This window comes from Mobilitalea sibirica (assembly GCF_015999265.1).
Lineage (GTDB): Bacteria > Bacillota > Clostridia > Lachnospirales > Lachnospiraceae > Mobilitalea > Mobilitalea sibirica.
Genome location: NZ_JAEAGR010000030.1, coordinates 1 through 7,399 on the forward strand (window position 1 = coordinate 1; position 7,399 = coordinate 7,399).

7 protein-coding genes and 1 rRNA gene are annotated in these 7,399 nt (G+C 33.8%); all 8 read left to right on the forward strand.

Annotated features, from left to right (window positions below):
- Positions 1-119 (forward strand): 23S ribosomal RNA (locus I5677_RS16935); the annotation flags it as partial.
- A gap of 245 nt (positions 120-364) precedes the next feature.
- Positions 365-697 carry a hypothetical protein gene (locus I5677_RS16940; protein WP_197662834.1) on the forward strand — a complete coding sequence of 111 codons (333 nt, stop codon included), beginning with the start codon at positions 365-367 and terminating at the stop codon, positions 695-697.
- An 897-nt stretch (positions 698-1,594) separates the two neighbouring features.
- Complete coding sequence (locus I5677_RS16945; RefSeq protein ID WP_197662835.1) at positions 1,595-2,749, forward strand: amidohydrolase family protein; 1,155 nt, start codon at positions 1,595-1,597, stop codon at positions 2,747-2,749.
- 958 nt (positions 2,750-3,707) lie between these two features.
- Positions 3,708-4,187 carry a GNAT family N-acetyltransferase gene (locus tag I5677_RS16950; protein WP_197662836.1) on the forward strand — a complete coding sequence of 160 codons (480 nt, stop codon included), beginning with the start codon at positions 3,708-3,710 and terminating at the stop codon, positions 4,185-4,187.
- A 351-nt stretch (positions 4,188-4,538) separates the two neighbouring features.
- A complete protein-coding gene (locus tag I5677_RS16955; RefSeq protein WP_197662837.1) occupies positions 4,539-5,183 on the forward strand; it encodes a hypothetical protein in 645 nt (214 codons plus the stop codon).
- Between the two features lie 402 nt (positions 5,184-5,585).
- A complete protein-coding gene (locus tag I5677_RS16960; RefSeq protein ID WP_197662838.1) occupies positions 5,586-6,011 on the forward strand; it encodes a VOC family protein in 426 nt (141 codons plus the stop codon).
- Between the two features lie 30 nt (positions 6,012-6,041).
- The gene (locus I5677_RS17545) at positions 6,042-6,338 is read left to right on the forward strand and encodes an aminoglycoside adenylyltransferase domain-containing protein (protein WP_408632546.1); all 297 of its coding nucleotides are present in this window, start codon (positions 6,042-6,044) and stop codon (positions 6,336-6,338) included.
- 51 nt (positions 6,339-6,389) lie between these two features.
- Positions 6,390-6,956, forward strand: coding sequence for a flavodoxin family protein (locus I5677_RS16970; RefSeq protein WP_197662840.1), 567 nt, complete (start codon positions 6,390-6,392; stop codon positions 6,954-6,956).
- The last annotated feature ends 443 nt before the right edge of the window (positions 6,957-7,399 follow it).

Consider the following 7,399-nt stretch of genomic DNA (forward strand, 5'->3'; position numbering starts at 1 on the left):
AGATATCCCATAGCATAAGCTAGTAAGACCCCTGAAAGACGATCAGGTAGATAGGACAGAGGTGGAAGTGTGGTAACACATGTAGCTGACTGTTACTAATAGGTCGAGGGCTTGACCTAAAAAGGTTTACAGTTGAAAGAGATAACTCTTTGGACGAAGTCAGAAGAGTTTGAACTCAATGGATGAACATTTTCTTGTGTAGGATTTAGTCAATTAAAAGACAGAAAACTCATACAAGTTTCTGTTTTTTTATGTATCACAGAGCTCAAGACAGAAATGTTTTGAGTTTTTTTGTTATATAAATATATAGGATAATATTTTTGCAATCGTGGTTTTCACTATTACACTATGGAGATGTGGTGTAATGTATACCAGAGGTGCAGATGATATGCATTCTAACGTGACAGGCTTACTGGCTTTTGATAGAGCACTAATGAATCAAAAGTTACTTGATTCAGATATGACAAATTACGTGTTTGCGATGCAGGAAGGGTATGGCTGTGAATGGATGCAGGTAAATGATAAGACATACATGCATGTTGGTAGTACCGTTGGATATGAAAGTTATAATATGATATTTAAGGGAGAACAGGGAAAGAATCTTTATGTGATTTTCTTGTTTCCAAATAAAAATAATAATAGTTTTATGAATAATATTTTTTCCAACTGTATTGCATTTATGAGACGGCAAGAGTAGTGTTGGAGTTTATAAGAGTAATCAAATCAATAAATCCCAGTTAGTAGAGGAGTATTATGATCCCAACAAAAAACGCTAATTATCAGCTATTCTATGTGATAGAGCCTTGTTGAAAAGGATACTGATTCAGCTAAAGAGATGGTAGTATATATATTAATTGGAAATATGAGTTATTGAATTGACTGTAAAACGACAAATCAATGAAATATATGAAACTTGAAACTCAAGACAGGAATGTTTTGGGTTTTTTTGTTTATGAGTTAAAGTCTAAGGCTTGGAACTTTTTATTATTAATATCCAAAGATAAACCGTTTCTTATAAAAGTAATTTTATTTCTTATATAATATTGCTAACAAAGACATCTAAGAATTTTGGGAAGATTTAACGTATTTATATAAATATAGCCGATATAAATTGACAGAATATACCTGTTATATTATTATGATATTATTATTTTAACAATTATTGGGGATGTTATTTCAAATTGATGTATGTTAATAAAGTCGGTAAAGAATTGAAAATCAAATTTAACTATTAAATAGATAAAGTTAAAAAAATAAAGATGCTTCAAGGATATCGCTGGGACCCCTCTCAAAAGGCATGGTTTATCACTGATAATTTGATAATCGAATGTATATTCAAGAATTATTAGGACATAGCAATAGTAAAACAACTGAGATTTATACACATGTAACAGAGAAAAAATTAAGTAACATTAAGAGCCCATTAGATTATCTATAGGGGGTATTCCCGAAACTTGATTCGCAAATACCACTATATTATTAGTATTTACGAAGTTCGGGGATAAATGCGTTAGTTGAAAGACTGTGCCCTATTTGAGCCGCTCGCCATCCTTGGCTCGCTAAGAAAGCCAATGAAGAAAAGAGGAGAAAACAAATGCATAACAATAATGTGCTTTTAAGAAATGGATTACTTATTGATGGAACAGGGAAAAAAGAAGTAGAGAATGTCCATATAAGTATTCAGAATGGCAAGTTTTCATCAATTTTTCATGATGATTACAAAGTTGATAATAGCAAATATGATAGGGTAATCGAGCTAGATGGATTAACAATATTGCCAGGTTTTATAAATTCTCATGTACATTCAGGGTTTAAACTTTTAAAAGGTGAACCTTGCAGAAATTTTCAAGAAGAATACTTAAGAGCTTGTATAAATGAAGGTGTCACAACTATTCGTGATGAAGGAATGCTTACAGATGATACTATTGAAGATGTTATTGAAAAGAAAAGATTACTTGAGGATTCAATTTATTACCCTAGAATTATCACTACAGGAAAGTTCTTTTCAGCGCCTGGTGGTTATGGGGGAATGCAACCTATTAGTGTAGAAGCGGAAGAGGAAGCTAGAATCAAGGTGAATGAAGTACTTAATAAGGGTATTAATATGATAAAAACAGTACTGGAAGATGGACTAGACCCAAGTACATTTGGGTTGCCAAAACTTTCAGATGAGTTATTAAAAGCAATATGTGATGAGGCGCACAAAAGAGGTGCAAAGGTATCAGCGCATGTAACACAAGCACATAACTTAAAAAGGCTAGTGGATGCTGGCATTGATGATGCTGGACATATTGTTTATGACGATTTGACGGATGAGTTGATTTTCCAGATGATAGAAAAAGGTATTTATGTTGTTCCAACTCTTACAGTATTAAAAATGATTAACGATAAATTTGGTGCGCCTGTACTTGAAAAGGGTAAGGAGAATGTATATAGATTTGTTAAAATGGGTGGAAAAATTGGACTAGGTGACGATTTTCTAGAGGAAGATATGCCTTGGTATAGGTTGGGAATGCCCAAGATGGAGTTACAGCTTTTAAAGGAAGCAGGTTTAACAAGTATGGAGATAATTGTTGCTTCAACCAAGCATGGAGCTGAAATATGTGCAATAGATAAAGAGGTGGGTACTGTTGAAGTAGGAAAAATTGCAGATTTGTTGATAGTTGAAGGAAATCCGCTAGAGGATATTGGGTACATTAGTAATGTGAAAAAAGTAATAAAAGATGGTTTTGTTGTTTTAGAAAATTAGGGAAGGGCTCCGTAGGTCGCGCTTACGCCATCCGTGGCTTCGGCTAAGGGGCACAGTCCATCAACTAACAATGTTTGCCCATAAAGCCTCGATGGGAAAGTCTCTGAAGTATGCGAGGCACACTCCTTCACCGGGTGGCAAGCACCGCCTACGAAGAAAGGCTTTGCGGGTCCGGTTTAGGGGCGTCGGGCAATCGACCGTTATATGATATAAGCGTTTTCACTTTATCGCTTAATATAATTCTAATATTAATAGTAAAAACATGGTATAATTAGTGGAATGATGGAAAAGATACTTGAATAAGAACTTATGTTCTGGTAAAATATTTACAGGTGCTACTAAGATGGTTGGATGGTTAGCCACTCTCGAAAGAGAGGGGGTGCTTACATATGGAGTTGATTATTTTTCTTGCTGCAATTGCCACAATAGTTTCATGTTGCATAGCAACTTATGAATTTCTCCAAAAAAGAAAGCAAAAAAAGTAACCGTCCCTATGCCCAATAGATAGCGGTTACTTTTATTATAAACTATTTAGGGCTAGCCATCTAATCTGTAGCACCTCTCTTATATTAATATTATAATGCAAAAAAAATACAATTTCAATAGTTTAATTTATAAAGTGAAGATTTTTTGAGGCTTATTATTAAGTTATACATTTGTTGGAATGTGAGAATTGACGATTATTTTTTTCACTGATTTATGCGCTCTCATACGGCAAGCGAGTGAAGTAGAAGCCGACATTGATGAAATTATAAAACGATATTACCAATAAGCACAAATAAACTCTATAAATGATGAAGATATAGATATCGCTGAAATAATTGCAAATATTGGAGAAATGTATACATTTTTGATCAACAATTGTCCAACTGAATGGGTAGAATGTACATACGATGGTTTACAGCACCTTATTCAAAGCTTTAATTACCATAAATTTTAATAATTGGAGGTATTAATATTGAGCAACTACGAGTTTCAATTAGCAAATCATGATGACATTCCTGAAATAGTTAGTATATATTATAGTTTAATCGGTACTCCAGGTTGTACTTGGAATATGGATTATCCGAGCAAAGAAACGGCGGAAAATGATATTAACAACGACTGGCTATACACTTTGAAAAAGCATGATAAAATAATTGCTGTCGCATCAATAGGTGATTTTAATGAGTTAAGAGATTTGCATTGGAAGCCAAAAAAGCCCTGTGAATTGGCGCGGATAGGTGTTAATCCAGAATTTCAAAAACAAGGTATCGGGACGATGCTACTACAAAACATTATTAAGACAGCCAAAGAAAAAGGCTATGACGGCATAAGAATGTTAGTCAGCAAGACAAATTCTGCTGCATTGGCGTTATATGACAAAAACGGTTTTGAAAGATGCGGAGAAGTGTTCAGGTTTGATATTGATTTTTATTGCTACCAGATAACATTTTAACACCCATTAATAAGCATAATATGCTCTCCGGTGATAACATATTCTCTATATAGTGCCAACCGAGTCACCGACTGAATTACCCGACCCAAAGGTTATGCAGTCATGGGAAGCCGTTTATGGGATCAGAGGAGTCGAAAACTCGGAACGTTAATATGCCATAATCAATTCAAGTAGAGCTCCGAAGCCTCATACATATGTTGTTATAATAAATATACAAACAAATTTTTGTAAGGAGACCAGCTATGATATTATTTCTGACGAGCAGTATTGGTGGAAGTTATAAGGAGAACGGAATAAGTTACTAAATTTATTACAGGATTTGAACGATATAGTTGGATTGGGGAAGTGATTATGAAAAAGATATATATAATTATTATACTAATTGTAGTATTGATTATAGGTTACAATGTATATAAAGCTGAATTACATACTGAGGGGAAAGAATATTTGCTTAGAAAATATCCCGAGAATACTTTTGAGATGGGTTCTTTGAATCTGAGGTATGCATGGCTTGGAACATTAGATTTTTTTACTGTTATAGATGTATATTGTGAGGACAATAATGTTGAGTTTGACTTAGTATTTAACAAAGGAAACATTTCTGATGGTTTCATAGATAGTTTAAATGAAAAGAAGAAAGATGAATTGGTTCATTTCGTTAAGTTGCTTATAAAGGAAGAAGAATGGTTTAAAGATATTAATATTAATATAATACCACAGGTTAGTGATGATATTTACAAAGAAGATAACGTTAAATCAGAAGAAGTATATTATAGTATGAGTGTTATTTTTAGTGATATTAAAACTGATATTAATTTTGCAGAAGAATCACATGCAATAATCAATACATTAAGACAGAAGAAAATAAAGGTAAGTTCCATTTTACTTTATTACGGCAATAAAGATGGAGAATATGAGCTAGAATTAACTAGTGATGATTTATATTTAAGTAAAAATGATATATTAAGAAGAATAAAAAGAAAAAAGCACATATAATAAACATTTTCAGTACCAAAACTACTGCAGTATATTTGGATTTTGTGTACTAACGATTCAACAGTGATTATTTAGGGGCCTGGTGTATGTGCCGGGCTCTGGCTTTTCGGGACGCCCCTTCATAGAATAATGCTTCTGTTGAAAATTTCAAATTAATTCCATTTTATTAACTCGTATGTTATAATTTGGTTAATCAGATTCGGTACCCCCTCACCAACCAGAAGTCGACTGCTTTAGCTGACCAACCCTAAGAGTACCTCGGCATAAGTAGTCGTTTGTAGGTTCAGGGGCATAGGTGACACGATACGCAATATCAATATGAGTAGGGATCTGTAGTCTTTCTTTCGTTATTGTTATAGATAATGAATTAAACATTATTTTATTTTAGGAGGTATTATTGTTATGAATGATGAATTGAAAATCAAAATGTACTCATTTACAGTGGATTGTAAAGACCCACATGAATTAGCAAAATTTTATGCAGCGTTGCTCAAGTGGGAAGTAATGTCTATTGATGAAGATTGGGCATGTATATACGCTCCAGGAACCAATCAGGGAGCATATCCTAGTGTATTGTTTCAACGCAATCCTGAGTATATACCGCCTGTGTGGCCGGAAGAGCATGAAGCACAACAGCAAATGGCACATTTAGACTTTGCCGTTAATGATTTAGAAAAAGCAGTTCAATATGCAATCGATTGTGGAGCATCAATCGCAGATAAGCAATTTTCTAATGATTGGAGAGTTATGATTGACCCTGCCGGACACCCTTTCTGCTTATGTCAAATGAAATCAATTATCGAGAGTGCCCATTTTGGTTTGTTATAATAAATCAGGATCATCAGTCAATCTGCGGGCATCAAGGGAACCGAGCATTGCCGCTATAGCCAAGGTTATGCGATACTTACTTTGTGCCGTGCGCTTTATACGTTAAAGAACGAAGAGCAAGTCTCAAAACTTGCGGCAGCTTGTTGGGCTATAGATTTTCTACCAGAATATCGCGATATTATCAGCAATGCGCTTATGTGTCGGTACGAACGTGAACGTAACTCAACTGTTGAAAATACGCTTGAGACATATATCCTAGTTGAGAAATTCGTAAATGATATTGTTGACAGATTCATCGACTTTAAGCAGAGAGATGCTTGTAAATAAATAAGCTTAACTAGTAGAAAATCTTAGACAAAAGTTGTAATGGAGGTCAATATGAAAGCAATATGTATTATAGGAAGTCCAAGATCAAAAGGGAGTTCAGGAATTATAATTGACAGAATTATTGAGGGTATGAAAGAAGTAAGTATTGATTCATGCCGATATTGCTTGGGAAATATGAATATAAACTATTGTATTGGCTGTAAAAAGTGTTACGAGGATGGTGGAATTTGTGTCCAAAAAGATGATATGGACATTATTATGAAAGACCTATTCGAAGCAGATATTATAATAATCGCTTCTCCATCTTACTGGGGAGATATTACTGGTCAACTAAAAGTGTTTTTTGATAGGAATACACCTTATTGCGATACAAACGAGAAGCGAATAAGTATTCCTAAAGGAAAGAAAGGTATATCAGTAGCAATTAGGGCTGGACAAACTGATAGAGAGAATTTACATATTATTGAAACAATTGAACATTATTATGGGCATCTTGGAATTAAGCCTGTTGGAAGTTTATCAATAAGGGGTATCGATACAGTTGAAGATTTATATAAAAATAAAGAGGAAATCGATAAGGCATATGAGTTAGGTAAAAATATAATAAATTTACTTTAATGAAGTTTTAGTAATAGGGTAGGTTAAAGGTGGGATAGAGTGAATGCATTTTTTATCATATTACCAATTTTTCTTATAAGGTACGGATTGCTCAGGTGTTTAAATATTGAGGCTTTAAATCGTGCTGGCTTCTTTGCCCCGTTAATAGGGAGAGAAAAAGTTGCGTATTGGACTTATCAACTTACAACAATAGGTTTTCTCTTAAAGTTACTTTTTCTAAAAGTCAACATAAGTACTAACTTTTTTTATATAGGTTTGATTATATATAGCCTAGGAATTGTTTTATATATTGGATCCGTAGTCGATTATGCGAAACGATAGTGTAAAATATCTTGTGTAAATAAAATAGAGAAACTCCAAGGCTTATGGTAAAATAATTAACGACCAAGCCAATCAATCACCAATACAAAGGAGTTTCTCTATGACGAATAATAACACAAACG

Coding starts and splice junctions, on each gene's coding strand:
- I5677_RS16940 (WP_197662834.1), top strand. CDS start 365: ATGTATACCAGAGGTGCAGATGATATGCATTCTAACGTGACAGGCTTA.
- I5677_RS16945 (WP_197662835.1), top strand. CDS start 1,595: ATGCATAACAATAATGTGCTTTTAAGAAATGGATTACTTATTGATGGA.
- I5677_RS16955 (WP_197662837.1), top strand. CDS start 4,539: ATGAAAAAGATATATATAATTATTATACTAATTGTAGTATTGATTATA.
- I5677_RS16960 (WP_197662838.1), top strand. CDS start 5,586: ATGAATGATGAATTGAAAATCAAAATGTACTCATTTACAGTGGATTGT.
- I5677_RS16970 (WP_197662840.1), top strand. CDS start 6,390: ATGAAAGCAATATGTATTATAGGAAGTCCAAGATCAAAAGGGAGTTCA.